Annotated in this window: 21 protein-coding genes and 1 pseudogene; 15 read left to right on the forward strand and 7 right to left on the reverse strand. The window is 69.4% G+C overall.

All coding sequences use genetic code 11. The features are described 5' to 3' along the window. The first annotated feature begins 22 nt into the window (after positions 1 to 22). A complete protein-coding gene (locus ACFSXZ_RS21175) occupies positions 23 to 211 on the forward strand; it encodes a hypothetical protein (RefSeq protein WP_378266848.1) in 189 nt (62 codons plus the stop codon). A gap of 61 nt (positions 212 to 272) precedes the next feature. Beyond that, positions 273 to 3,296, forward strand: coding sequence for a helix-turn-helix transcriptional regulator (locus ACFSXZ_RS21180; RefSeq protein ID WP_378266849.1), 3,024 nt, complete (start codon positions 273 to 275; stop codon positions 3,294 to 3,296). Positions 3,297 to 3,314: 18 nt separating this feature from the next. Here ACFSXZ_RS21180 and ACFSXZ_RS21185 read toward each other — a convergent pair whose 3' ends face one another. Further along, on the reverse strand, positions 3,315 to 4,925 hold the full coding sequence (locus ACFSXZ_RS21185) for a succinic semialdehyde dehydrogenase (protein WP_378266850.1): 1,611 nt from the start codon (positions 4,923 to 4,925) through the stop codon (positions 3,315 to 3,317). Between the two features lie 104 nt (positions 4,926 to 5,029). Next, positions 5,030 to 5,689, reverse strand: a complete 660-nt coding sequence (locus ACFSXZ_RS21190) for a TetR/AcrR family transcriptional regulator (RefSeq protein WP_378266851.1) — start codon at positions 5,687 to 5,689, stop codon at positions 5,030 to 5,032. A 112-nt stretch (positions 5,690 to 5,801) separates the two neighbouring features. On the opposite strand from ACFSXZ_RS21190, the gene ACFSXZ_RS21195 reads away from it, so the two are divergent. The 6 genes from ACFSXZ_RS21195 (at position 5,802) to ACFSXZ_RS21220 (ending at position 9,832) form a co-directional block, all read left to right on the forward strand. Continuing rightward, a complete protein-coding gene (locus tag ACFSXZ_RS21195; protein ID WP_378266852.1) occupies positions 5,802 to 6,947 on the forward strand; it encodes an acyl-CoA dehydrogenase family protein in 1,146 nt (381 codons plus the stop codon). Between the two features lie 128 nt (positions 6,948 to 7,075). After that, positions 7,076 to 7,243: a hypothetical protein gene (locus tag ACFSXZ_RS21200; RefSeq protein ID WP_378266853.1), complete on the forward strand. Its 168-nt coding sequence runs from the start codon at positions 7,076 to 7,078 to the stop codon at positions 7,241 to 7,243. Between the two features lie 325 nt (positions 7,244 to 7,568). Beyond that, positions 7,569 to 8,051, forward strand: a complete 483-nt coding sequence (locus ACFSXZ_RS21205; protein WP_378266854.1) for a helix-turn-helix transcriptional regulator — start codon at positions 7,569 to 7,571, stop codon at positions 8,049 to 8,051. A 157-nt stretch (positions 8,052 to 8,208) separates the two neighbouring features. Beyond that, positions 8,209 to 9,033, forward strand: coding sequence for a murein transglycosylase (locus tag ACFSXZ_RS21210; protein ID WP_378266855.1), 825 nt, complete (start codon positions 8,209 to 8,211; stop codon positions 9,031 to 9,033). A gap of 17 nt (positions 9,034 to 9,050) precedes the next feature. Next, positions 9,051 to 9,473 (forward strand): hypothetical protein, encoded by a 423-nt coding sequence (locus ACFSXZ_RS21215; protein WP_378266856.1) that lies wholly within the window; start codon positions 9,051 to 9,053, stop codon positions 9,471 to 9,473. Beyond that, the gene (locus tag ACFSXZ_RS21220; RefSeq protein WP_378266857.1) at positions 9,467 to 9,832 is read left to right on the forward strand and encodes a DUF3817 domain-containing protein; all 366 of its coding nucleotides are present in this window, start codon (positions 9,467 to 9,469) and stop codon (positions 9,830 to 9,832) included. Before ACFSXZ_RS21215 ends, ACFSXZ_RS21220 begins: the two co-directional genes overlap by 7 nt. Before the next feature lie 9 nt (positions 9,833 to 9,841). Here the strand turns inward: ACFSXZ_RS21220 and ACFSXZ_RS21225 are convergent, their stop codons facing one another. The 5 genes and pseudogenes from ACFSXZ_RS21225 to ACFSXZ_RS21245 form a co-directional block, all read right to left on the reverse strand. Next, on the reverse strand, positions 9,842 to 10,699 hold the full coding sequence (locus ACFSXZ_RS21225) for a spermidine synthase (RefSeq protein WP_378266996.1): 858 nt from the start codon (positions 10,697 to 10,699) through the stop codon (positions 9,842 to 9,844). After that, positions 10,685 to 11,071 (reverse strand): annotated as a pseudogene (gene speD, locus ACFSXZ_RS21230) (adenosylmethionine decarboxylase); the annotation flags it as partial. The gene ACFSXZ_RS21225 and the pseudogene speD, both read right to left, overlap by 15 nt. A 40-nt stretch (positions 11,072 to 11,111) precedes the next feature. Further along, positions 11,112 to 12,236, reverse strand: coding sequence for a type III PLP-dependent enzyme (locus ACFSXZ_RS21235; protein ID WP_378266858.1), 1,125 nt, complete (start codon positions 12,234 to 12,236; stop codon positions 11,112 to 11,114). Positions 12,237 to 12,316: 80 nt separating this feature from the next. Next, complete coding sequence (locus tag ACFSXZ_RS21240) at positions 12,317 to 13,924, reverse strand: solute symporter family protein (protein WP_378266859.1); 1,608 nt, start codon at positions 13,922 to 13,924, stop codon at positions 12,317 to 12,319. Between the two features lie 3 nt (positions 13,925 to 13,927). After that, the gene (locus ACFSXZ_RS21245) at positions 13,928 to 14,344 is read right to left on the reverse strand and encodes a DUF485 domain-containing protein (RefSeq protein WP_378266860.1); all 417 of its coding nucleotides are present in this window, start codon (positions 14,342 to 14,344) and stop codon (positions 13,928 to 13,930) included. A gap of 775 nt (positions 14,345 to 15,119) precedes the next feature. On the opposite strand from ACFSXZ_RS21245, the gene ACFSXZ_RS21250 reads away from it, so the two are divergent. The 7 genes from ACFSXZ_RS21250 to ACFSXZ_RS21280 all read left to right on the forward strand — a co-directional run bounded on the left by ACFSXZ_RS21250 (position 15,120) and on the right by ACFSXZ_RS21280 (position 25,831). Then, positions 15,120 to 18,941: a nitrate- and nitrite sensing domain-containing protein gene (locus ACFSXZ_RS21250; protein WP_378266861.1), complete on the forward strand. Its 3,822-nt coding sequence runs from the start codon at positions 15,120 to 15,122 to the stop codon at positions 18,939 to 18,941. After that, positions 18,938 to 19,381 carry a roadblock/LC7 domain-containing protein gene (locus tag ACFSXZ_RS21255; RefSeq protein WP_378266862.1) on the forward strand — a complete coding sequence of 148 codons (444 nt, stop codon included), beginning with the start codon at positions 18,938 to 18,940 and terminating at the stop codon, positions 19,379 to 19,381. Before ACFSXZ_RS21250 ends, ACFSXZ_RS21255 begins: the two co-directional genes overlap by 4 nt. A 7-nt stretch (positions 19,382 to 19,388) precedes the next feature. After that, positions 19,389 to 20,111 carry a DUF742 domain-containing protein gene (locus ACFSXZ_RS21260; RefSeq protein WP_378266863.1) on the forward strand — a complete coding sequence of 241 codons (723 nt, stop codon included), beginning with the start codon at positions 19,389 to 19,391 and terminating at the stop codon, positions 20,109 to 20,111. Then, complete coding sequence (locus ACFSXZ_RS21265) at positions 20,092 to 20,703, forward strand: GTP-binding protein (RefSeq protein WP_378266864.1); 612 nt, start codon at positions 20,092 to 20,094, stop codon at positions 20,701 to 20,703. The genes ACFSXZ_RS21260 and ACFSXZ_RS21265 overlap by 20 nt, the downstream gene beginning before the upstream one ends. A gap of 164 nt (positions 20,704 to 20,867) precedes the next feature. Beyond that, positions 20,868 to 24,122, forward strand: a complete 3,255-nt coding sequence (icmF, locus tag ACFSXZ_RS21270; protein WP_378266865.1) for a fused isobutyryl-CoA mutase/GTPase IcmF — start codon at positions 20,868 to 20,870, stop codon at positions 24,120 to 24,122. A gap of 75 nt (positions 24,123 to 24,197) precedes the next feature. Then, positions 24,198 to 25,016, forward strand: a complete 819-nt coding sequence (locus ACFSXZ_RS21275) for an LLM class F420-dependent oxidoreductase (RefSeq protein WP_378266866.1) — start codon at positions 24,198 to 24,200, stop codon at positions 25,014 to 25,016. Continuing rightward, on the forward strand, positions 25,013 to 25,831 hold the full coding sequence (locus ACFSXZ_RS21280; RefSeq protein WP_378266867.1) for an LLM class F420-dependent oxidoreductase: 819 nt from the start codon (positions 25,013 to 25,015) through the stop codon (positions 25,829 to 25,831). Before ACFSXZ_RS21275 ends, ACFSXZ_RS21280 begins: the two co-directional genes overlap by 4 nt. Positions 25,832 to 25,857 lie beyond the last annotated feature (26 nt).

Raw genomic sequence — 25,857 nt, forward strand, 5'->3', positions numbered from 1 at the left:
CAGGGAAACGGGGAAACAGGTCATGCGCGACGACCGCATTTTCGACGTCACACAAGCCGAACTGGCTTACCGCACCGAGGAGATCTACCGGGCCCGGGCGCGTTCGGGGAACGACCGCGCGCCATGGTGGAAACTCGGGCGCCGCACCGTCACCGTGCCCGAGCAACGGCGGCCGAGCCACGACAGGAGAGTGTCGGCGCGGGACCGGTGAGACGCCGGAAACTCCGCGGTAAGCGAAAATCATGGCGGGATTGTCGGTGGGGTGCGAGACAATGCGTCTCGTGCCTCGCCTAGGTTCCGGAATCCCGTTGGTAGCGCGCGTCGAGGAGCTGCGCCGGCTCCGCGCCGCGTTCACCCGGGCCGAGCGCGGTGAGGCGGGTGCCGTGCTGCTGGCGGGGGACGCGGGCGTGGGAAAGACGCGCCTGCTCACCGAACTCGCGGAGTTCGCCGGGGAACGCGGGGCGCTCGTCCTGACCGGCCGCTGCCTCGACGTGCGGGAGGGCGGCCTGCCCTACCTCCCTTTCGCCGAGGCGCTGGCGCCACTGGCCACCGACGCCGAGGAGACGGTCGCCGACGCGGTGCGGTCCCGGCCCGCGCTGGCCCGTTTGCTGCCGCTGACGCAGGCGGGTCCGCCGGCCGGGGCGGGGCATCCGCCGGCCGGCTCCGAGTACGACCTGCCGCACCGGGCACGGTCCGAGCAGGATCTGGGCCAGCTCCAGCTGTTCGACGCGGTGCTCGGCGTGCTCACCGAGATCGCCGCGCGGCGGCCGGTGGTGCTGGTCCTGGAGGACCTGCACTGGGCGGACGGATCCACCCGGAACCTGTTGTCGTTCCTGGTTTCCCGGCTGCGCGGGCAGCGCCTGCTGGTGGTGGCCAGCTACCGCGAGGAGGACGTGTACCGCCGTCATCCGTTGCGGGCACTGCTCGTCGAAGTGGTGCGCCTTCCCGCGGTGACCCGGATCGAGCTCGCTCCGCTGGGGCCCGACGCGTCACGCGCGTTCGTGGAGGCGCTGGCGGACGGGCCGGTTTCCCCCGATGTCCTCGCCGGGGTGGCCGAGCGCTCCGAAGGAAACCCGTTCTTCGCCGAGGAACTGCTCGCCTCGTATGCCGAGGGCCGCGCCGACCTTCCCGCCGGGCTCGCCGAACTTCTGCTGGCCCGCTTGGAAAGACTGTCCCCGGATGCCCGCCGCGTGGTGCGGATCATCGCGGTCGCATCGGATCTGGTCATGCACGCCGCGCTCGCCGAAGTCTCGGGACTGGGCGAACTGGAGCTCGAAGAGGCGCTTCGCGAGGCGGTGCAGCACCACGTGCTGGTGGTCGAACGCGCCGCCTACACCTTCCGGCATGCCTTGCTCCAGGAGGCGGTCTACGCCGATCTCCTGCCGGGAGAACGCACCCGCGTGCACGCCGCGTACGCGGCCAGGATCCGCCGGACGCCCCAAGGCCGGGGGCACGACGCCAAGCTCGCCTACCACAGCCTGCAGAGCAAGGATCTGCGCGTCGCGCTGCCCGCCCTGCTCCGCGCCGCGGAGGAGGCCGAGCGCCTCGGCGCGCCCGCCGCCGCGCTCCGGCACATCGAGCAGGCGCTGGAGATCTGGGACGCGGTCCCGGAGGCCGACCGCCCGCCGGACTTCGACGAACTGCGTCTGCTGCACGAGGGTTCGTACTTCGCGGGCACCTCCGGCGAGCCCGAGCGCGCGGTCGCTTATGCCCGTTCCGCCGCGCAGGCGCTCGGGCCGGACGAAGATTCGGAGCGCGCGGCGAAGACGTGGCGCAGGCTCGCCGAGACGCTGATGAACGTCGAGGTCGGCCTGGACGACGCGGTCGAGGCGATCGGCAAGGCCTGGGAGCTGGTGGCCCGGACCGGCAGCAGCAAGACCCGTGCCTGGGTGCTGGCCACCCGCGCCGCCCTCCAGCGCGCGCTCGACCAGCACGAGGAAGCGTCGTGGAGCGCGCGCACCGCGGTGAGCGACGCGCGGGCCGCGGGCTCGGCCGGCGCCGAGGCGTCGGCCCTGATCACGCTCGGCGCGCTCGCGGACAACGCGGGGCGCTTCGCCGAAGCCCGTGATCACCTCCGAGAAGCGGAGCGGAAGGCCCGCGGCGTCGAAGCGTTCAATGTCGAGCTGAGGGCGATGTGCTTCCTGGCCTTGAGTTTCGAGGATCAGGGTGAGCTGGAATCCGCCGCGAAGGTCTACGAACGGGGCATCAGCCGCGCCGAGGAGACCGGGCTCACCTGGAGCTTCTACGGGATCGAGTCACGAGCCCGCCAGATCTGGCTTCGTTATGTCGCCGGTGACTGGCCCGCCGAGTTCACCACCCGCCCAGGCCAGGGGGTTTCGAGCGTGGTGGCGGCACGGATGAGCGCGTCGTGGGCGGCGATGACCGTGGCGCGCGGCCGGTTCGCGATGGCGGGCAAGTTGCTCGCCGAACTGCGCCCGCACTGGCGTGCCGAGCCGTTCACCGCGCTGGCCGCCGCCGCGGGTGCCGAGCTGGCCTACTGGCAGGGGGACTACGCCCAGGCGATCAAGCGGATCCGGGAACTCCTCGACTTCTTCGCCGGCCTCGACGACGACTGGGTGCTCGCCGGGCTCAGGCTCGGTTCCCTCGGCATCGAGGCCGCTGCCCGGGCGGTGGCGCGCTCACGCGACGGCCGCGGTGACGCCACGACGGCGGCCATCGTGGCGGACGCGCGGGAACTGCTGGCGACGGTCCGGTCCGCCGCCGAAAACGGCCGTCCCCGGTCGGGCAGGCTGGGCCCGGAAGGACGAGCCTGGCTCGCGCGCGCGGAAGCCGCGGCGAGCGGGCTCGACGGCCCCGCAGATCCGGAGCTGTGGTCGACGGCGGTCACGGCGTTCGGTTACGGCGCCGTCTACGAGCAGGCGATCAGCCGCTGGCACCACGCCGAAGCCCTGCTGGCCGCGGGGGAAAGCGACGGCGCGGTCAAGGAACTGCTGCGGGCGCACGAGGTCGCCGAGCGGCTGCGGGCACTGCCCCTGCGTTCCGCGCTTCGGGATCTGGCGCAGCGAGCCAGGATCGAGCTTCCCGGCGTCGCCGATCCCGCACCGGCGCGGCAGGAAGTGGTGGCGGACCCGCTCACCGGCCGCGAGCGCGCGGTTCTCGAGCAGGTCGCGCTCGGCCGCACCAACCGCGAGGTCGGGCAGGAGTTGTTCATCAGCGAGAAGACCGTCAGCGTGCACCTGTCGAGGGTGATGGCCAAGCTGGGGGCCGCCCGGCGGGCGGAAGCCGTGGCCATCGCCTACGACCGCGGCCTGCTGACCAGGCCCGTCGCTTCCTGAAAGCGCTTTCAGAAGGTCTCAGCGGGGCAGGCGGTTCAGGAGGCGGATACCGGCGGTCAGGGCCCGGGTCCACAGGCGCGGCGACACGGCGCGGGCCGGGCGCAGGCGCATCCCCCGCTGGACCGCCACGGCTTGCGCTTCGGTGTATTTGAGCAGGCCTTCCGCGCCGTTGCGACGACCGAACCCGGATTCCTTCATACCGCCCATCGGCAGGCCGACCGTGCCGAACGTGGCCGCGTAGCCCTCGTTGACGTTCACCGTGCCCGCCTTCAGCCGGGCGGCGACGGCGGAGGCCGCGGCCGTGTCACGTCCCCACACGCTCGCGTTGAGCCCGTACTCGCCTGAGTTGGCGCGCTCGATGGCGTCCTCGACGTCGTGGTAGCCGTAGATCGACACCACCGGCCCGAACGTCTCTTCGGCGAACAGGGTGATGTCCTCGGTGACGCCGGTGAGCACGGTGGGTTCGTAGAACAGCGGCCCGATGTCCGGTCGCGGGCGGCCGCCGGCGAGGACCTCGGCACCTTTTTCGCGGGCGTCCTCGACATGGGCCGAAACCGACTCGAGCTGCCCCTGCGTGGTCAGCGAGCCCACGTCGGCGCTGTAGGAGAGTTCGGCTCCGAGCCGCAACGCCTTGGTCTTGGCGACGAAGGCTTCGGTGAACTCCTCGCGGATGCTTTCGTGGACATACAAGCGTTCCACCGACACGCACAGCTGACCGGCCGAGGAGAAGCAGGCGGTGACCGCACCGGCGGCGGCCTTGGCGACCGGCGCGTCCGGCAGGACCACCATCGGGTTCTTGCCGCCGAGTTCGAGGGAGTAGCCGGTCAGGCGGTGGGCGATCTTCGTGGCCAGGTCCTTGCCGGTCGGGGTGGAACCGGTGAAGCACAGATAGTCGGACTCCTCGGCGAACGCGTCACCGATCCGCGAGCCACGGCCGGGCACCACGCGCCAGACCCCGGCGGGCAGCCCCGCCTCCTCGGCCAGTTCGTGCAGCCACAGCGCGGACAGCGCGGTCTGGTTGTCCGGCTTCTGCACCACGGTGTTGCCGGCCACGAGTGCCGGAAAGACGTCCATCGCGGTCAGCGCGACCGGGTAGTTCCACGGCGTGATCACGCCGACCACGCCCTTGGGATGGCGCAGTTCGCGGGCCCGGGTGAGGAACGGGATCAGCCCGCTGACCCGTTTCGGGGCGAGCAGCCGGGCACTGTGCTTGCCGTAGTGGCCGGCGACCAGCGCGGCGGCGCTCACTTCGTCGAACGCGTCGATCCGGGCCTTGCCCGCCTCCACCTGCACCAGGTCGAGGATCTCGTCCTGCCGCTTCAGGATCTTCTCGTAGACCCTTCTCAGTACCTTCGCGCGCTCGGACACCGGTCTGGCGGCCCAAGCGGCCTGGGCCGCGCGTGCCTCGGCGAAGACGCGCCGCGCGTCGGCGTCGGTGGCCTGGGGGAGGGTCGCGGTGAGCAGCCCGGTGAACGGCGAGACGGCCTCCACCGGCGCCGAGTCCGCTCCGCCGTCCGCGCGCCGGACGAGCTGCGCCGCCCGCGCGGCCGACGGCGCGCCGACCACGCCACCCACCGTCCCCGGCGTGCCCGCCTCGTGACCCGTGGTGGGGGTGATGCTGCTGCTCATGGCGGCCCTCCGGGGGTAGTTACTGATCAGTACAGGCTAACAATCCGGGATCGCTGTCAAGTTTTCTCAAGCAAACGTCACAGCGGTGGGCTCCGGTCGTTCTCTCACGAGCGGCGGGCCGACCCGTGCGAGGGCCGGGCCGGCCCGTTCGCCGCCACGCCGGTGCTGTCCGTGCTCTCCGAGGCGATCCGTTTCCATTCGTCCAGGAGCTGTCGGCGACGGGCCGGGGCGCCACCGAGTTCGGCGTCCAGGGCGAGGCCGCGAGTGAAGTTCACGGTCAGCCAGAACAGCGTCTCGACCCGTTCCCTCGGCAGGTCTCCGGCGAGGGCGGCGACCCGCTTCAACGCGGCGCGCCCCAGCGTGCGGTCGACCGGCCGGATGGCGGCCCGCAGCGCCGGATCGGTGCGCGCGGCCACCCACAGTTCGGTCGCCGCCGTCGCGAGGGTGCCGGAGTAACCGGCCCACAACAGGTCGATCGCCATGCCGACGGCGCCGGGCCCGGCCGGCACGCCGTCGAGGGAGCCGGCCAGTTCGGCCAGGCGCCGGTTGGTCAGGTGCTCGACCGCCGCGGCCATCAAGGTCGCCTTGTCGGTGAAGTGGTGCTGCGCCGCGCCTTTGGACACCCCGGCCCTGGCGCAGATCTCCTGCATCGTCGTGCGCGCGTAGCCCAGCTCGACCAGGCAGTCGATGGTCGCGTCGAGCAGCGCCGTCCTCGTCCGCTCGCGCCGTTGGGCCTGGGTGCGATGGGACGGAGTCACGGTCACGTCTTTACCCGGCCTTCCCCCGCTTGTACATTACGGTCGTAACTTACATTCCAGTCGTAATGTTTTCCACCCGGCCGCTGGGGACCAGGGGCCCGCTACCGAGGGGGATTCGATGCCGCTTCAGACCCCGAACAGTTCCTGGAGTGCCGACCTGGCCGATTTCCGCGAGCTGGCCAGGACGTTCTGCCAGAAGGAGCTCGCGCCGCATCAGCAACGATGGAGCGAGCAGAAGCACGTCGACCGCGAACTGTGGTCGAAGGCCGGGGAAGTAGGCCTGCTGGCACTGTCCATTCCGGAGGAGTACGGCGGGGGCGGCGGAACCTTCGCGCACGAGGCGGTGCTCTACGAAGAGCAGGTGCGTGCCGGGGACAGCGCCTGGGGTGTGGCCGTGCATAACGGGATCGTCGCGCATTACCTGGTGAACTATGCCTCGGAAGAGAAGAAGCGCGAGTGGCTGCCCAAGCTCGCGAGCGGCGAGATGGTCGGCGCGGTGGCGATGACCGAGCCGGGAGCCGGATCGGATCTGCAGGGCATCACCACCCGTGCGGTGCGCGACGGCGATTCCTATGTCATCAACGGCGCCAAGACCTTCATCACCAACGGTGGTCTGGCCGACCTGGTGGTGGTCGTGGCGAAGACCGACCCGGACGCGGGAGCCCACGGCGTGTCACTGATCGTTGTCGAATGCGACGCCCCGGGTTTCCGTCGTGGCCGCGTGCTGGACAAGGTCGGCCTGAAGGGGCAGGACACCGCCGAATTGTTCTTCGACGACGTGCGTGTTCCGGCGGAGAATCTGCTCGGCGAGGAGGGGCAGGGCTTCATCCAATTGATGCAGCAGTTGCCCCAGGAAAGGCTGATCATCGCGGTGACCGCGGTGGCGGGCATGGAAACGATGATCGACGACACGATCGCCTACACCAAGGAGCGGACCGCCTTCGGCAGGCCGGTCTTTTCCTTCCAGAACACCAAGTTCACCCTCGCCGATGCGGCCACCGAGGCTGCGGTCGCCCGTGCCTTCCTCGACCAGTGCCTCGACCGTCATCTGCGGGGCGAGTTGGACGTGCAGGGTGCCGCGATGGTGAAACTGTGGACAACGGAACGGGTCGGAAAGGTCGCCGACGAGTGTCTCCAGCTTTTCGGTGGCTACGGCTACATGACCGAATACCCGATCGCCCGGGCCTGGGCCGACGTCCGCATTTCCCGGATCTTCGGTGGTACCTCCGAGATCATGAAGGAGATCATTTCGCGCGGATTGTGACGCGCCCGGCGATGCGCGCTTTCCCGGCGAACGGCCACGGACCGTTATGATCCCCTTCGCCGGGGGACCGGTGCCGCGCCGGCGACGCAACGGCGACGCGGGCCCGGACGACGATCGAAGGGGAGCCCATGTCGGCGAACACGAAGAAGATTCTGACCGTCGCCGTCGTCGCACTCGTCCTGTTCTTCCTGATCACGAAGCCGACCGAGTCGGCCCACGTGGTGCAGAACGCTCTCGGCTGGCTGCGCAACGGCGCCGAGGCCATCCTGACCTTCGTGCGCGACCTGTTCGCCTGAGCCCGTTTCGCCGGCGGAAAACCCCAGTTCACCAGCCCGTACGTGCCTCGCGGCGGGTCACCGGAGCACGCCTCCGACCAGGCGTGACTCTGCGTAGTGCGCTTGGGAAAATGAGGTGAAACATTGGACCATCCGGGTGGATTGCCGCGATAAAACCGCTGGTCGTCGAATTCGTCCGCTAGAAGGTCTGGCGCTGGATCGTCACCGCACCCTACGGTGCTCACATTGCGTGACCGACCGATCGGGTGGTTCTCATCCGAGGTCACGTTCCAGCATTCCCGTGCAGCGGCACGACACCTCGGTTGGGGCACAAGAGGAGGCAGGGATGACCGGAGATCCCGGAGTTGATGCGGTGATCCGTCAGTGGGCCGCCGAACGCGAGCAGACGGCCGAGGAAAGAGAGATCGACCGTATCGCGACCGAATGGCTCGCCGACGTCCCCCAGGCCCCGCCGGGCATCCCCGGGCAGCGTGCCCGCGGCGGCGCCCGTGGCTGGGCGCCCCTCGAAGCCGCCGACCCCCGCTACCTCGACGCCATGCGCGACCGGCTGCCCGGCGTGCCGTACGACCTCCTGGTCGCCGCGGCGGGCTGGTGGCAGATGATCGGCGATGTCAGCGAAGCCGAGCAGTGGTGGGACGCCGGCATCAGCCCGCTCGACCAGCGTGCCCTCGACTACCGCGCGGCCGGTCTCCGGCCGTCCGACCTGGCCCGCAGGCTGGGCCCGATGACCGTTCTCCAGCACCTTCGCCGCGGCAGCGCGCCCGCCTGGTGCGTGGCCCGCCTGGCCCGCCAGCAGCGCGCCGGCTGAGCGTTCCCCGCGGCATGCCGGCAGCGGGCCGCTTCGCGTGAGCGGCATCATGCCGGCATGCCCGCCGGGCAGCACCCGTTTGTGTCGGAAGACCCGTAACGTAGGCTCCTGCGGCTTCGTTGTCCGGTAAGGCAGCGTCACGTGGAGGCTTGAGTCGGTGGGGTCGTCGGGGTCGGAAGACACGGATCGCCGGTATCTCGCCGCGCTGGGCAGGCTCGGCATCGTCGGGCTGGTGCTGCTGGTGGCGGCGGGCGCGGTCTGGTTCACCAGCCGGGCCAGTACTCCCGCCGCGAGCCCGACCACCACCGAGATCCCCGCCCTGGAAGTCCCCGCGGTCGACGTGCAACCCGGGGCGAGCGCGCCGGTCGACGCGACCGTCAGCAACGAACCCGCGAAGCCCCAGCAGCCTCAGCCTCGGCCGGGCAATCTGCTCCAGCTCTGGGCCGACCGGGCCGCGCAGGTGACCGGGATCCCGGCCCGCGCGCTGGTCGCCTACGGCAACGCCGAACTCGAGCTGAGGGCCACGCAGCCAGGCTGCCGTCTTTCCTGGGCGACGCTCGCCGGCATCGGCCGGATCGAGTCCAACCACGGCCAGTACGGCGGCGCGATCCTGCAGAGCAACGGTTACCCCTCCAGGCCCATCGTCGGCGTGCCGCTGGACGGTACGCCCGGCGTGCGTGCCATCCCGGACACCGACCACGGCCGCTTCGACGGAGACCCGAACTACGACCGCGCCGTCGGGCCGATGCAGTTCATCCCGTCCACCTGGTTGAAGTGGGGTGGCGGTTACGACCCGCAGCAGATCGACGCGGCCGCGCTGGCCGCCGCGAAGTACCTCTGCGCCGGCGGCCGGGACATGGCCAGCGCGCAGGGCTGGTGGTCCGGGGTGCTGTCGTACAACAACTCCGTCGACTACGGCCGGAAGGTCTACGGCCTCGCCGACTCCTACGCCAAGGCCGCACAGGTCGTCCGGGTCTCGTGAGTGCTAGCGTCGAAGTCGTGCCAGCAGGTTTCCTCACACCACGCCGTCTCGGGACAGCGGGTCTGTGTCTGCTGAGCCTGCTGGCTTCGTGCGGACTGGCCTGGTGGCAGTGGGACCGGTTCGCCTCGCCCAGCGGAACGTTCCAGAATCTCGGTTACGTGCTGCAGTGGCCGCTGTTCGGGCTCTTCCCGGCGTTCATGGTCTACCGCATCGCCAAGCTTCGCCGCGCCGCCGCGGCCGAAGACGAGCGGGCGAGCACCGCCGGGGACGGCGACCGGCAGGCCGTCGAACTCCCGGCGCCGAAGCCGGAGCGGCCTCGGCCCGTCCAGAGCGACGTGCGGGACGAGGACGACGAACTGGCCGCCTACAACCGCTACCTCGCCGAGTTGAACGCGCGAGATCAAGAGAATCGTCAGAAAGGCAAGCCGCGACAATGGTGAGCACGGAGGAACAGCCCGCGACCGGAGCACGAGCGGGCGCGAAGTCATCGCGGGAACTCAAGGGCCCGCTGCTGCGGTACCGGGTGCTGGCCTACGTCACCGGTGTCGCCCTGTTGTGCCTCACGGCGGCGTTCATCCTGAAGTACGCGGCCGACTCGCCGGGCATGATGAGCTGGGCCGGGGTCACCCACGGCCTGTGCTACATGGTGTACCTGGTGCTGGCGGTCGACCTGGCGCTCAAGGCCCGGTGGTCGATCAAGGGCACCCTGTTCGTCCTGCTCGCCGGGACCATCCCGTTCCTGTCCTTCGTCGCCGAACGACTGGTCACGCGCCGGGTCGAGGCGGGCGAGAAGGTCTGAGCGAACCCGCTACGACCGGCGGACGCTCAGCGGCGGAACGGTGTTGCCGCGCAAGGCTTCCGCGTCGATCGTCTCCGGGCGATAGCGGAGTTCGCCGAGCCGCTCGGTCATCACGGCCAAGGGGTCGGGCACTTCATCGAGCCTGCCCGACAGGAACGCCCACCCGTGCTCGTCCGAGCCGTAGTAGACGGTGGTGCCGAAGACCTCGCGGAACCGGCGCCACGCGTTGATCAACGTGCCGTTGCGCTGTTTGATCGCGGAGCCGGCCTGGCCGGCGACCACCCCTTCCGGGGCCAGCAGGCTCGCGCAGCGGCGCAGGAACTCGGTGCTGTAGAGACGCTCGTATTGTTCTCCGGACCCGGGGTGCTCGTCCGGAAGATCGACGAGCACGAGGTCGTACCCGCCGTCGGAGCGGGCCACGAACTCCCAGCCGTCCTGGTAGTGCACCCGGATCGGCCCCTGCCCCCGTTCGGCGGCCTTGAGGATCTCCGGCGTGTAGCCATACGGCAGGTGTTCGGCGCAGGCGCGCACCGCGACCCGGTCGATGTCCACGTGATCCACTTCGGCGCCCTCGTCGGCGGCGATCCTGCTGAGCACGCCTTCGCTGGAACCGATGACGAGCACCCGCCGCCTCCGCCCGGCGAGCAGCATCGGGGGGACCATCAGGGCTTCGTGGTAGATCAGTTGCGACGCCTCGGTGCTTTGGCGCTCGTCGTCGCAGAACAGCGCCACCCCCTGCCCGGTGCGCCCGATGAGCAGGTTCTGGAAGCCCGTGTGGGTTTCGAACAACACGTCGGAGACTTCCCACCGCCTCGACAGGCCCGCGCCGATGCGCTCGAACACCGCGCCGCCGCGACCACGGTCCACAGTGGACAGAAGTACCCGCTCGCAGCCGAGCCGCCCGGCCAGCAGCCGGACCGCGCGCTCGGGGTCGGCGCGCTCGCCGCAGGTGAAGACGTCGGCGAACAACGCGCCGAACTCGGGATAGGTGTGCACCGAAGCGTGGGATTCGGCCAGCAACGCGACCACGGTGACCCCGTTCGGTTCGAACCGGTGCGACACCACCTCGCACACCGTGGCCCCGACCTGGGTCACCGCCGAGCGCACCGCTTCGCTGAGGAACTCCGCGTCGTTCAGCAACGCCGGGTCCACGTCACGCATCTCGGCAAGCACATGTCTGCCCGAAAACTCAGTGCTATTTTGAGAACGCGCCGGACCTTCGGATGGCGCGTTCGGCAACTCGCCTTGAGCTGGTCCGTTTCGGTTTGCAGATGGTTGGTCAGTCAAGGCAGTAGACCCGGAGCGGTTCGATGCCGTTGAAGGAGACCGAAGAGTAACTGGCCGTGTACGCACCGGTGTCCACAATGTCCACCCGGTCACCCGCCCGCAGGGAAAGCGGCAGCTCGTACGGCGTGTGTTGGTAGATCACGTCATCACCATCGCATGTGGGCCCGGCCAGCACGGCGGGGCCCCGCGGTTCGCCGCCCGGCGCGATGATCCGGTAGGCGATCGCCTCGTTCTCGGTCTCCGCGAGCCCGTTGTAGCGGCCGATGTCGAGATAGACCCAACGCCGCCCGTACCGCTGCGCGACCAGCACGACCTCCGCGCGGATCAACCCGGCTTCGGCGACCAGCGCCCGCCCCGGCTCCAGCACGATTTCCGGCCTCCGGTACGGGAATCGTGCCTCCAGCGCGGCCGAGATCGCCGCGGCGTAGCCGGCCAGGGAGGGGACCGGGGCACGGTAGGCCACGGCGAACCCGCCACCGAGGTTGAGCCGCCGGAGCCGGATGCCGTCACCGTCCAGCGCGGCGAAGATCTTGGCGGCGGCGGAGATCCCGGGCTCCCAGGCGCCGCTGTCGGGCTGCTGCGAACCAGGGTGGAACGCCAGCCCCGCCACGTCCAAGCCGAGTTCGGCGGCCTGCTGGACCAGGTCGGTGGCGGAGGCGGGCTCGCAGCCGAACTTCTGCCCGAACGGCGTCACCGACGGTGGGCCCTCGGTGGCCAGCCGCACCGAAACCGTGGCGCCGGGGGCGAAGCGGGCCAGGTTCCCGACATCGGTTCCGGAGTCGGTGGTGAAGTCGCGGACACCGCGCGAGTACGCGAAAGCGATGTCCGCCGCCTTCTTGACCGGATTGCCGTAGGACAGCGTCTCCGGTGGCGCCCCCACGGCGAGACAGGCCTCGATTTCGGCCGGGCTCGCGACGTCGAAACCCCCTCCGGCCGCGAGCACGGCCTTCAGTACCGCGGGCTCTGGGTTCGCTTTGACCGCGTAGCGCAATGCCGCGTGCGGGAATTCGGTGACGAAGGCTCGCACCCGTTCCCGCACCACCGCCGTGTCGACGATCAGGCAGGGGGTCGAGGGCGCGTGTTCCGCCAAGAACCGCCGGTTTCGCTCGTGACTCACCAGACCAGTCTGCGCCTCCACGAAAAGGCGCCCGGTGCGAATACCCGCACCGGGCGCCCTGGGAGTTCGAAAACTCCTCCTCAGGTGCCGATGCCGGTGAGCGAACGGACCTCCATCTCGGCGTGTTTCCGCGCGTCGGCCTTGCCGCCGCCGACGAAGGTGCCGATGAACCCGCAGATGAACGAGAACGGGATCGACACCAGGCCCGGGTTCTTCAGCGGGAACCAGTGGAAGTCCACGCCCTTGACGATGGAATGGGCGTCCCCGGACACCACCGGCGAGAAGATCACCAGCACCACGCAGGCGACGAGGCCACCGTAGATGCCCCACAGCGTGCCCGTGGTGTTGAACCGCTTCCAGAACAGCGAGTACAGCAACGTGGACAGGTTCGCCGAACCGGCGACCGCGAAGGCCAGCCCGACCAGGAACGCCACGTTCTGCCCGTTGGCCAGGATGCCACCGATGATCGACAGGAGGCCGATCACGACCGCCGTCAGCCGTGCCACCCGGACTTCCTCGTACGGGTCCGCCTTGCCCCGCTTGAAGATGTTCGCGTACACGTCGTGCGCGAACGAGGCCGAAGCGGTCATGGTCAGGCCCGCGACAACCGCCAGGATGGTCGCGAAGGCCACCGCGGCGATCAGCCCGAGCAGCAGGGGACCGCCGATGTGCAGGGCGAGCAACGGGGCCGCCGAGTTCTCGCCACCGGGCGCGCCCTTGATCTCCTTCGTGCCGACCAGGGCGGCCGCGCCGTAGCCGATGACCAGCGTGCACAGGTAGAACACCAGCACGCACGAGGTCGCCCAGACCACCGAACGGCGGGCCTCCTGGGAGTTGGGCACGGTGTAGAACCGCATCAGCACGTGCGGCAGTCCGGCCACGCCGAGGACCAGCGCCAGTGACAGCGAGACGAAGTCCAGCTTGGTCAGGTTGTTGGCGCCGTAGGAGCCGCCGGGCTGCAGCAGCTTGTCACCGAGGGGGCTGTGGTAGGCCGCCTGCGAGAGCAGGTTCGACACGCTGAAGCCGAACTTGCCGAACATGAAGACCGTCATCATCACCACGGCCAGGATCAGCAGGCTGGCCTTGATGATCTGCACCCACGTGGTGCCCTTCATGCCGCCGACCAGCACGTAGAACACCATGACCAGGCCGACCACCGCGATGATCAGCGCCTGCCCGAAGGCACCGTGGATGTTGAGCAGCAGCGCGATCAGGTCACCGGCGCCCGCCATCTGCGCCAGCATGTAGAACAGCGAGATGACCAGCGTCGAGGTGGCCGCGGCGGCGCGCACCGGACGTTGCTTCATCCGGTAGCTGAGCACGTCGCCCATGGTGAACCGGCCGGTGTTCCGGGTCAGTTCCGCGACCAGCAGCAGCGCGATCAGCCAGGCGACGAGGAAGCCGATCGAGTAGAGGAACCCGTCGTAGCCGTTGACCGCGATGGCACCGGCGATGCCGAGGAACGAAGCGGCCGAGAGGTAGTCACCGGAGAGCGCGATTCCGTTCTGCCGCCCGGTGAAGGCGCTGCCCGCCGCGTAGTAGTCGGAACGCGAGGAGTTGCGGCTGCTCGCGCGGTACACCACGTAGAGGGTGATGGCCACGAACAGGCTGAAGATGACGGTGTTGATGACCGGGTCGCTGCCGGTGGCCGCGGCCTGGGCGAGCACCGTGGAAGTGTGGTCGGCCATGGGTCAGACTCCCGCCTGCTGCCGGACCTTGTTCACCTGCGGGTCCAGCCGTCGCCGGGCGAACCGCAGGTAGGCGAAGGTGATCAGGGCGGTGGAGACGAACTGGCCGATGCCCATCACGATGGCGACGTTGATCTGGCCGTACACCTTGATGGACATGAAGTCGTGCGCGTAAGCGGCCAGCAGCACGTAGGCGAAGTACCAGACGATGAACAGCAGGGTCATCGGGAAGACGAAGCGGCGGAACCGGGCACGCAGCCTGCGGAACTCTTCGCTGTGCTGGATCGTCAGGTAGTCGGGACCGGCCTGGCGCCCGGGCTTGGCGTACTGGTCGGTGCCGGCCGCTTCGAAAAGGACCGGGATCGGGCCCGTGTCCTCCATGGTGTTCCTGTTCGCAGAGGTCTGGGCGACGTTCTGCATGTCTGCCTCCCGGCGGGCTGGGCGGGCGAACCTTCGGGATCGCACATGGTAGCCAGGTTGGTAAACGGCTGCGGCGGCAGCCTGGTTCAAAAGATGCCTGGTCGAGCGCAGCGTAATCACTCGAACAGCGGGTACCGGAAGCGAAAAGCAGTGTATTCATGACTTTTTGTGATTAACCGATGGTTTCGCTGCGCGGAACCGGTGACCCCCGGCGGTGGCACCACGTCGAAAACCGCTGGCTGGGCATGCGAGGCCGGGCGTTGGGTAGGTGTGACGACCAAAACCACGAAATCGGGCGTTATTCTTCTGTTACACCGTCGCGTTGGTACGCCCTGTATCTATTTCCCCGGTGGTTCCAGGAGACCCCTGAGCCATTCGGGTGGCGACCCCTACCGACGCTCTCACCAGGGCGTTACGCGAGATGGCCGACCTTGCGGACGGCTTCTTCGGATCGCGTCAACAACTCATCACCTTGGGTATTTACGCTGGTCAACGCCGAAATGCTCGGCTAGGATCGCTCGCCGCTCGATTGGTGTACGCTTCCCTGGCTACGTTGACTCGCTGTGACCGAAGGTAAACCGATCTTGTCCTCCGCATCATGCGCGGCGCATGATGCACGCACACTCGCGGCCGGTGGCGGTGCCCGGGTGCGCGGCGGTGGACCGGACGGAGCACACTTCACGGACGGCGGCGAGGAAAGCGGCGTCAGCCAGGGATGTGTACCGAACATGCCGGACAGGGAGTCACTTTCGTGACCGTTGCAGGACAAGGCCAAGTGCCTGTTGGACAGCTCCTCGGCCAGCAACCGCGCCGTCCCACCAAGTGGCGAGCCGTCACTCGGTGGCGTGACTGGAGCATTTCGGCCAAGCTCGGCGCGGTCACCCTGGTTCCTATTGTCTTCGCGCTGATCCTCGGTGGGATCACGATCAGCAACCAGGTCCAGCGCTCCAACAACCTCGAGCGCATCGACCGCCTGGTCACCCTGGGCACCGACCTGCACATCCTGCTCGACGCGCTGCAGCAGGAACGGAGCATCACCGCGAGCCAGCTGACCGACAGCACCGTCGGCAACTCGCCCACGCTCGACGCCGCGCGCGGCGCGGTGGACCGGGCCCTCCCCGCCTACAGCACGGACGCCGCGCGGGCCGCCGAACTCGACAGCGGGGTCAGCGGACCGGCCATCTCCGCCGGGAACGCGTTGTCCCGCCTGGCCACGGTCCGGCAACAGGTCAGTGGCGGCAAGCTCGAAGCGGTGCAGGCCATGGACAGCTACTCGGCCATGACCACCGCGGTGCTCGCCCTCGACACCTCCCGCGTGGCCAGCATCGGTGACGACTCCATCGGCGGCACCCCGAGCGCACTGCACGACCTCCAGGTCGCCAAGGAGGAAATGTCCTCCTCGCAGTCGCTGCTCGGCTACGGCATCAACCGCCACAACCTGACTTCCATCCAGCTGAACCAGCTGCGGACGGACGAGGTCCGCCTCGGCGACCGGCTGGACGACTTCCGCGCCTCGGCCACTCTGGCCCAGCAGCAGGACTTCGACAGCACCGTGATGGGCCCGGACTACGACACCCGGACCCGGCTGGCCGGCAGCGTGCTCAACGCGCAGGGCGCGTCGTCGAACTCGGCGCTCAACGCGATCTCCGCCGAGCAGTGGAACGCCGCGTCCAACTCGGTGATCGGCGCCGCCGAAGGCCTCACCAAGCGGCTCGACGACCAGGTCCGGACCGCGTCCAACGCGCTGGTCGAGTCCTCCGGGACCAACGCGGGCCTGCTGGCGGTGCTGCTGTTCGTCGCCCTCATGGTGACCGCCGCGGTGGTCTTCCTGATCACCCGCCAGATCCTGCAGTCGCTGCGACTGCTGCGGTCCGGCGCGCTCGACGTGGCCGACCACCAGCTGCCCGCCGCGGTGCGCCGGATCCAGGAGGGCGAAGAAGTCGCCAGTGAGGTCAGCCCGCTGGCCATCGGCACCAGCGACGAGATCGGTGAAGTGGCCCAGGCCTTCGACGCGGTGCACAGTCAGGCCCTGCGCCTGGCGATGGAGCAGGCCCACATGCGGACCGGCTTCAGCCACGTGTTCGTCAACCTTTCCCGCCGCAGCCAGAGTCTCGTGCAGCGGCAGCTCCAGCTCATCGAACGGCTCGAGCGGGACGAGGAAGACGCCGACCAGCTCGCCACGCTGTTCCAGCTCGACCACCTCGCCACCCGGATGCGGCGCAACAACGAGAACCTGATGGTCCTCTCGGGCGCCGAGCCCGGACGGCGCTCGGGCCAGCCGGTCGCCACCGCGGACGTGCTGCGGGCCGCGGTCTCGGAGATCGAGCAGTACCAGCGGGTCGTGGTGCAGCAGCCGCCGAGCGCCCGCATCGTCGGTTACGCGGCCAGCGACCTGATGCGCCTGGTCGCGGAGCTGCTCGACAACGCCACCGCGTTCTCCGCGCCCCAGACCCAGGTCACCGTGACCACGCACGCCTCCGACAACGGCGGGCTCGTGGTGGAGATCGTGGACAAGGGCATCGGCATGAACGAGGCCGAGGTCGCCGAGGCCAACGCCCGCCTGTACGAGGCCGCGACCGTCGACCTCGCCACGTCGCGCCGCATGGGCCTGTTCGTGGTCGGCCGCCTGGCGAACCGGCACAACATCGGCGTCTCGCTGCACGGTGGCAAGGACGTCGTCGGCGTGCGCGCCACCGTGACCGTGCCCGCCGAACTGGTGCGGGATCTGGAGCAGGCCCCCACGCCGCCGCCTTCGGCGCCCGCCCCGAGCCGGCCCACCGCCCACCCCAGCTTCCCCGAACTCGAGCCCGCGGACAGTGGGTCGCTCCCGCAGCGCCGCACCGTCAACGGAGCGGGCCAGGGGCTCGCCAACCTCGCCGGTACCTCCGGAACCCTCGGCGACGGCGCCGCGACGCCCGGTGGATGGAGCCAGAACGGCCATTCCGGCGTGCTGCCGTCGCGCCAGGCCGTGGAGGTCTCCGGGCCCGCCCTGTTCACCCCCGCCAAGACCGACGAACCGGGCCCGCCGCCGCCTTCCTTGCCGCCAGCCCCGCCGTCGTCCCAGCCGCCGGAGACGCCTGCCGGCGGACTGCCCGCCGGAAGCGCACTGTTCGAGGCGAACACTTCGGGTGGCGCGCTGACCGAGTGGTGGAGCACGGCCACGACCGAGCCGGCACCGCCCCCGCCGCCCCCGCCGAACGAGACCACGCCGATCTTCGACGAGACGCTGTCCGCGTGGTTCCGCAGCGACCGGCCCGCGCGTCCGTCGCAGCCGGCCGAGGCGGAGCCCGAGCAGGACGAGGCCCCGGCCGCCGAGCAGGCCCCGGAGGCCGAAGCCGGGCTCGCCGGGACGATCGACGAGAGCGAGCAGGCCGCCGAAGCCGGGGAAGAGCCGGAATCAGAGCCGGCGGAACAGCCCGGCTGGGCGTTCGCCTCCGACGAGAGCTGGCGCACGGTGCAGTCGGTCGCCGAGGCGGAGCCGAGCAGCTTCACCGACGCGGGTCTGCCCCGCCGCCAGCGCGGTGAGCAACTGCTGCCCGGCAGCGCCGCGTCCTCCGCCGTGCCCGCGGCCCCGGCCCCGCGGACCACGAGCGGGTTGCCGGTGCGGAATCCGGCCGACGTCCGGAGCAGGCTTTCCCGCTTCCAGGACGGTGTGCACCGCGCCCGGCACGCGGCGGGCGAGGAGCACCAGGCGGAGCAGCCCGCCCCGCAAGCGCAGCCCGCTCCGCAGGCGCAGCAGTCCCCGTGGCAGCAGCAGCCCGCCCACGAGCAGTACCAGGCGGAGCAGTACCAAACCGAGCAATACCAAGCCGAGCAGTACCAAACCGAGCAGTACCAGGCGTTCCAGTCGCCGTGGCAGCCCGTCGCGGACCAGGGACAGCCGACCCAGTACCAGCCCGAGGGCTACCAGACGCAGTACCAGCAGCGACCCGTTTTCGGCCAGGGACAGCAGTCCTACTCCCCACCCGAGCCGACGACCGGACAGGCCCACCAGCAGCCGCGATCCGGTCACCCGTTGCCCCAGCGGCGCCCCAAGGCCGTGCCGCCCCGCGAAGCACCCGACCCGGCCGCCACGGCCGGCGGGACCGGGCAATGGCGGCCGTCGGCCGCGGAGAACACCGCTTACACGGCGGTGGAACGCGGCACCTTGCCTCAGCCCGAGTTCTTCGCGGAGCACCCCGCTCCGACGCCCCGGCGCGAACCGCTGGCGGCCGACGAGACGGGACAGCTTCCGCGGTGGGGAGCCGACACGGCTTACCCACAGCGCGAGCCCGAATCGCCACAATCCGCCCCGTCCGCCGTGAGCGGCCAGGATTCGCCGTGGTCTTTCGCCACCGACGAAACCTGGCGCACGGTCCAGGCGGTATCGCAGGCCGCACCGTCCAGCTTCACCTCCGCGGGCCTGCCCCGCAGGAGGCGTGGGGAGCAGCTCCTGCCGGGTGCCGCTTCGGCGGCGCCCGCCAACGCGGGCCTGCCCCAGCGTGACGCGCAGGATGTGCGTGGCCGGCTGAGCAGCTTCCAGCAGGGTGTCCGGCGCGGAAGGCACCGGACCACCCAGGCGGTCGACTCCGAACGAGAAACCATGGAGGGTGAATGACCTCGCCGCAGCCCCAACAGAACCAGTTCGGTTGGCTGGTCAACGACTTCGCCGAGCGCGTCCCGGGAGTGGCGCACGCGGTGGTCGTTTCGGCCGACGGCCTGTTGTTGACGGCGTCGAACCGGCTCCCGCTGGACCGTGCCGACCAGCTCGCGGCCGTCGCGTCGGGCCTGGTGAGCCTGACCCAGGGCGCCGCCAGGTGCTTCGAGGCCGGTGCCGTCACCGAAACCGTGGTGGAGATGGAACTCGGCATCATGGTGCTGATGTCCATCAGCGACGGTTCGTGCCTGGCGATCCTGGCCGCGCCCAACTGTGACATCGGGCAGGTGGCCTACGAGATGACGATGCTGGTCGACCGGGTCGGCCAGATCCTCACCCCGGAGTTGCGGGCCCAGCTCCAGGGTTCGGGCGGATCTTTGATGGGCCAACCGGTGGGATGATGCCGAGATGAGCACGGGACCCGGGGGCGGTGCATCGTCTCCGGACGAGGACGACGAGGCGACCTTCGCCGATGTCCTGAACGCGTTCACCCTCGACTCGGGGCGGTCGCGCAGGAAGCGGAAGAAGAGCAGAGACAGCTATCCCGACGGCTACGCCGAGACGCCGCCGCCGGGGTACGAGGGGCAGCAGCAACAGCAGTACCTGCCGCCCGGTCCGCCACAGACGCCGCCACAGCAGCACCAGCCGCCGCAGCAGGCGCCGGTGCCCCCGCCGATGGACGCGCCACGGGAGCCTCCCGGTTTTTTCGAGACCTCCCAGGGCACCGGGCTGTTCGAGCCCGCGGTGTCCAGCGGTCCGGTGGAGTTCGAACGGCAGTCGGACGAGGCCTCGGTCGTGCGCCCCTACGCGCTGACCGGGGGTCGCACGAAGGCCAAGCTCACGCTGGAACTGGAAACGCTGATCTCGGTATCCGAACGGGCAGGCGTCCAGGTGGACCTGACGACGGTGCAGTTCGAGCACCGGTCGATCATGGAAGAATGCCGGACACCGCGTTCGGTCGCGGAAGTCGCGGCGCTGCTGCGGGTTCCGCTCGGCGTGGCCCGGGTGCTGATCAGCGACGCCGCTGATGCGGGGTTGATCACCGTGCACAAGACAGTATCCGGCAACGGGGATGGGGAGGCGCATTTCATGTTGATGGAAAGGGTGTTGAGTGGACTCCGTCGGCTTTAAGACACAGCGGCCGGCCGCGCCGCAGACCATGACCTCGGCGAAGATCGTGGTCGCCGGCGGGTTCGGCGCCGGCAAGACGACCTTTGTCGGGTCCGTGTCGGAAATCGTCCCGCTCACCACCGAGGCGATGATGACCGATGCCAGCCGGGGCATCGACAACCTCGACAACACGCCGAACAAGCAGACCACCACGGTGGCCATGGACTTCGGCCGGGTGTCGCTGGACCGGGACCTGATCCTCTACCTGTTCGGCACGCCGGGCCAGCAGCGGTTCTGGTTCATGTGGGACGACCTGGTGCGGGGCGCGATCGGCGCGGTGGTCCTCGCGGACACCCGCCGGCTGGCGGACTCGTTCGCGCCGGTGGACTTCTTCGAAGACCGCCGCCTGCCCTACATCATCGGGGTCAACACGTTCGACGGGGTCCTGTCGCACGATCTCAACGACGTGCGGGAGGCGCTGGCGATCGAGCCGAGCATCCCGATCGTGCGGTGTGACGCGCGGGATCGCGAGTCGACCAAGCAAACCCTGATCACGCTGGTCGAGTACGCGATGCGGCAGTGGATCGCGATGAGGTCCGCCGGCAAGCGGTGATTTCCGCGGCGGTTCGCGAGGGGAGACCCGGACGGCCGCCGCGGTGGGCGACTCTTCGTTCACCGATCCTGCCGTCGTGCTGCGTTCGCACGGCCGTCCGTCCCTGTGCGGACGAAGGGCGTCCTTGGGCTTGAAATAGTAGGAAGTCCAAGTATTTTAGGGGTATGCAGCTCTACCGGGCCACTCATCCCCTCCGGTTCGTCACCGCGTCCAGCCTGTTCGACGGGCACGACGCCTCGATCAACATCATGCGCCGGATCCTTCAGTCCCAGGGCGCCGAGGTCGTGCACCTCGGGCACAACCGTTCCGTGGACGAGGTCGTCACCGCGGCCATCTCCGAGGACGTCCACGGCGTGGCGGTCAGCGCCTATCAGGGCGGCCACGTCGAATACTTCACCTACCTCGTCGAGTTGCTGCGCGAACGCGGCGCCGGGCACATCAAGGTCTACGGCGGTGGCGGCGGCGTCATCGTGCGCGAGGAGATCGAACTCCTGCACTCCCGCGGCGTCGCCCGCATCTTCTCCCCGGACGACGGCCTGGAGATGGGCCTTCCCGGGATGATCAACCTGATGATCCGCGAATGCGACGTCGACCTCGCCGCCACCTCGCCGGGCCCGGTGGACCGGCTGTTGTCCGGGGACGTGCCCGCCCTCGCGCGGACGATCACCCGGCTGCAGGGCGGTGTCCTGCCCGAGGACGTCCAGGCCGCGATCACGCGGGCGGCGGCGGCCCGCACCGTGCCGGTGCTCGGCATCACCGGTACCGGTGGTTCGGGGAAGTCTTCGCTCACCGACGAGCTGATCCGCCGTTTCCGGCTGGACCAGCAGGACAAGGTACGGATCGCGGTGCTGGCGGTGGACCCGACCCGGCGGCGTGGCGGCGGTGCGCTGCTGGGCGACCGGATCCGGATGAACTGCCTGACCGGCGACGCCGGGGGCGGCACCCCGCCGGTCTATTTCCGTTCCCTGGCGACCAGAAGCACGCACGGTGAGATCCCGCAGGGGCTCGACGAGTCGATCCAGGCGTGCAAGGCGGCCGGTTACGACCTGGTGATCGTCGAAACGCCGGGCATCGGGCAGGGTGACGCCGGGATCGTGGACCACGTCGACTTCTCGCTGTATGTCATGACTCCGGAGTTCGGCGCGGCCTCCCAGCTCGAGAAGATCGACATGCTCGACTTCGCCGACGTGGTGGCGATCAACAAGTTCGAGCGGCGCGGCGCGGAGGACGCCCGCCGTGACGTCGCGCGGCAACTGCTGCGCAACCGCGAAGAGTTCGGCGCGTCGCCGGAGGACATGCCGGTGTTCGGCACCAGCGCGGCGAAGTTCAACGACGACGGGGTCACCGCGTTGTACGCGCACCTGCGCGACGCGCTGGCCGAACGGGGACTTTCGGTGTCCGCCGGAACCCTGCCGCACGTCGAAGGCAAGGTGTCCACCGGGGCGAGCACCGTCATCCCGCCGTCCAGGACGCGCTACCTGGCCGAGATCGCCGAGACCGTACGGGGCTACCACGAACACACCCGGCGCCAGGTCGCGGTGGTGCGCCGGCGTGAACACCTCGCCGCCGCGAAGGCGGCGTTGCAGGAGGCGGGCTCTTCGGACACCGTCGGTGCGCTCCACGACCTGCTCGCCGCCGCGGAGTCCGAAGTGGACAGTGAGTCGCGGAGGCTGCTCGACTCCTGGGACGAACTCGCCGAGTCCTACCGCGGCGAGGAACTCGTGTTCGGCGTGCGGGACAAGCAACTGCGGACGAAGCTGTGGCGGGAAACGCTTTCCGGCAACCGGGTCCCGCGCGTGGCGCTGCCCCGCTACACCGACCCCGGCGAGTTGTTGTCCTTCCTGCGCCGCGAGCACCTTCCCGGCTACTTCCCTTACACCGCGGGAGTTTTCCCGTTCAAGCGCGAGGGCGAGGACCCGGCTCGCATGTTCGCGGGCGAGGGCGACGCCTTCCGCACCAACCGCCGGTTCAAGTACCTCTCCGCCGATTCCGAGGCCAAGCGTCTGTCCACCGCCTTCGACTCGGTGACCCTCTACGGCCACGATCCCGGCACCCGGCCCGACATCTACGGCAAGATCGGCACTTCGGGCGTGTCCATCGCCACCCTCGACGACATGAAGGCCCTTTACGACGGTTTCGAGCTGACCGCGCCGAACACCTCGGTGTCCATGACGATCAACGGTCCGGCGCCGACGATCCTGGCCTTCTTCCTCAACACGGCGATCGACGCGCGCATCGCGGAGTTCACCGCTGAACACGGCAGGGAGCCCTCGGCAGACGAGGCCGCGGAACTGCGTGAGTGGACGCTGCGCACGGTCCGTGGCACCGTGCAGGCGGACATTCTCAAGGAGGACCAGGGGCAGAACACCTGCATTTTCTCCACCGAGTTCTCGCTGCGCATGATGGCCGACATCCAGGAATGGTTCATCGAGCACGGGGTCCGCAACTTCTACTCGGTCTCGATCTCCGGTTACCACATCGCCGAAGCCGGTGCGAACCCGATCTCGCAACTGGCGTTCACGCTGGCCAACGGATTCACCTACGTCGAGGCCTATCTCGCGCGCGGAATGGACATCGACGACTTCGCGCCCAATCTTTCGTTCTTCTTCTCCAACGGAATGGACGCCGAGTATTCGGTCCTGGGCCGGGTGGCGCGCCGCATCTGGGCGATCGCGATGCGGGAACGCTACGGCGCGAACGAGCGTTCCCGGAAACTCAAGTACCACGTCCAGACCTCGGGGCGTTCGCTGCACGCGCAGGAGATGGCGTTCAACGACATCCGGACCACGCTCCAGGCCCTGTGCGCGCTGTACGACAACGCGAACTCGCTGCACACCAACGCCTACGACGAGGCGATCACCACGCCGAGCGAGAGTTCGGTGCGCCGCGCGATGGCCATCCAGATGATCATCAACAAGGAATGGGGCCTGGCGGGGAACGAAAACCCGTTGCAGGGCTCGTTCATCATCGATGAGCTCACCGACCTCGTCGAGGAGGCGGTGCTCACCGAGTTCGACCGGATCTCCGAGCGAGGCGGGGTGCTCGGCGCGATGGAAACCGGGTACCAGCGGGGCCGGATCCAGGACGAGTCGATGCTCTACGAGCGCCGCAAACACGACGGATCGCTGCCCATCGTCGGGGTGAACACCTTCCGCAACCCGCACCCGGAGGACGACGAGGTCGAGGTCGAACTCGCACGTGCCACCGAGGAGGAGAAACAGTCGCAACTGAGCCGGCTGGCGGACTTCCAGGAAAGGCACCACGACGAAGCGGAACAGGCGCTGAAGAGTCTTCGCGAGGCGGCCACGCGTGGCGAGAACCTGTTCGGGGCGCTGATGGACGCGGCCCGGGTGTGTTCACTGGGCCAGATCACCGAAGCCTTCTTCGAAGTCGGGGGTCAATACCGGCGTAACGTGTGACGGCGGACCAATCCGGGCGGAAATCGTCGCGCCCGCGCGGGAATATCGCGCGGCGCGGCGAGGTTGCGCGGTCATATGAAGTTCGGAATCGCCACCTTCGTGACCGACGACGGAATCGGGCCCGCGGCGCTCGGCAAAGCGCTGGAAGAACGAGGTTTCGACTCGCTCTTCCTGGCCGAGCACTCCCACATCCCGGTGAGCCGGGAGACGCCGTATCCCGCCGGCGGTGACCTTCCTCGCGAGTACTACCGCACGCTGGACCCGTTCGTCGCGCTCGCAGCCGCGGCCACGGTCACCTCGGACCTCCTGCTCGGCACCGGTGTCGCGCTGACGATCCAGCGGGACGTGATCCACACGGCGAAGGAGGTCGCCAGCCTGGACCTGCTTTCCGGCGGCCGGGTGATCTTCGGGGTGGGGGTGGGGTGGAATCGCGAGGAGATGCGCGACCACGGTACCGACCCGCGCACCCGGGGCGCCCTGCTCGATGAGCAGCTCGCGGCGTTGAAGGTGATCTGGACCCAGGACGAGGCGGAGTTCCACGGCGAGTACGTCGACTTCGACCCGATGTTCCAGTGGCCGAAGCCGGTCTCCAAGCCCCACCCACCGGTCTACATCGGAGGACAAAGCCCGGCGGCGCTGGCGCGGGTCGCCGCTCACGGCGACGGATGGCTGCCCATCGCCGGCCCGGGCCAGCTCCGCCGTGCCCGTGAACGCTTCGCCGAACTGGGCCGCGAGGACGTGCCCTTCACCGCGTTCGGCGTCGGTGACGATCCCCGCCTGATCGAGGGCTATGCCGAAGCCGGCGCGGAGCGGGTGGCCTTGCTCCTGCCCACCCTGCCCGAAGCCGAAACCCTGACCCGCCTTGACCAACTGGCCAAGGTCGCGGGCCTGTGAAGGTCGGCATCTCGACCTTCGTGACGGACGAGGGCATGCTGCCCGCCGCGCTGGCCGAAGCGGTCGAAGAACGCGGATTCGACGCGCTGTTCGTGGCCGAGCACTCCCACATCCCCGTCCGCCGCGAGACGCCGTATCCGCTCGGAGGCGACCTGCCCCGGCCGTACTTCCGCGCCGCCGACCCGTTCGTCGCGCTGGCCGCGGCCGCCACGGTGACTTCCCGGCTGCTCCTCGGTACCGGCATATCGCTGCTGGTACAGCGTGATGTGATCCATACCGCCAAACAGGTTTCGAGCGTCGACGTACTGTCGGGTGGCCGGGTGATCTTCGGGGTCGGGGTGGGGTGGAACCGCGAGGAGATGCGCGACCACGGCACCGACCCGCGCACCCGGGGCGCGTTGCTCGACGAACGGATTCTGGCGTTGAAGGCGATCTGGACCCAGGACGAGGCGGAGTTCCACGGCGAGTACGTCGACTTCGCCCCGATGTTCCAGTGGCCGAAGCCGGTCTCCAAGCCCCACCCACCGGTCTACATCGGCGGGGACAGCGCGTCCGCGGCCGCGCGGGCCGGGCGGCTCGGTGACGGTTGGCTGCCGTTCGCGGTGCGGGATCCACGCCAGGTCGAGGCCCAGCTGGAGGCCAGGCCCTCCGGTGTGCCGGTGACGGTGACCTCCGCATCACCGGACGAGGAGTTGTTCGCCGCCTATGCCGAGGCCGGTGCCGAGCGGGTGACGCTGGCGCTTCCGGTGGAGCCGGAGGCCCGCACGCTGCGGCGCCTCGACGCGCTGGCGGTGTTCGCGGCCCGCTACGAGTAGGTTTGAAGTTGTCATCCGAGAAAGGT

This window comes from Amycolatopsis pigmentata (assembly GCF_042684065.1).
In the GTDB taxonomy this organism is placed as follows: domain Bacteria; phylum Actinomycetota; class Actinomycetes; order Mycobacteriales; family Pseudonocardiaceae; genus Amycolatopsis_E; species Amycolatopsis_E pigmentata.